This window comes from Hydrogenophaga intermedia (assembly GCF_023715105.1).
Classification (GTDB): Bacteria; Pseudomonadota; Gammaproteobacteria; order Burkholderiales; family Burkholderiaceae_C; genus Hydrogenophaga; species Hydrogenophaga intermedia_A.
On record NZ_JAMBNO010000089.1, the window covers coordinates 1 to 575 of the forward strand.

1 protein-coding gene and 1 pseudogene are annotated in these 575 nt (G+C 60.5%); both read left to right on the forward strand.

Translation table 11 applies throughout. The features are described from left to right. Nucleotides 1-482 (forward strand): annotated as a pseudogene (locus M3149_RS22695) (nitrite reductase (NAD(P)H)); the annotation flags it as partial. Continuing rightward, the coding region (locus tag M3149_RS23250) for a nitrite reductase (NAD(P)H) small subunit (protein WP_353056841.1) at nt 479-575 on the forward strand (97 nt) is incomplete at its 3' end. The pseudogene M3149_RS22695 and the gene M3149_RS23250, both read left to right, overlap by 4 nt.

Genomic DNA, 575 nt, shown 5'->3' on the forward strand with positions numbered 1-575 from the left:
CTCAGGGCAAAGACGTCGGGATCATCGCCACCGAGAAAGGCTGGAACCTGTACGTGTGCGGTAATGGCGGGATGAAGCCGCGTCACGCCGATCTACTGGCCGCGGACCTCGATCGCGATACGCTCATCAAATATCTCGACCGCTTTATGATGTTCTACATCCGCACCGCCGATAAGCTGACCCGCACTGCCCCGTGGCTGGACAATATGGAAGGCGGTATCGACTATCTGCGCAGCGTCATCATCGATGACAAGCTCGGTCTGAACGACCATCTGGAAGAAGAGCTGGCTCGCCTGCGCGCCGCCTTCGCCTGCGAGTGGACCGAGACCGTCAACAACCCGGCGGCGCAGACCCGCTTCAAACACTTTATCAACAGCGACCAGCGCGACCCGAACGTTCAGGTGGTGCCGGAACGTGACCAGCACCGCCCGGCCACGCCGTATGAGCGTATCCCGGTTACTCTGGTGGAGGAAAAAGCATGAGCCAGTGGGTAAATATCTGCAGCATCGACGACATCCTGCCGGCCACCGGCATCTGCGCCCTGCTCGGTCAGCAGCAGGTGGCGATCTTCCGTC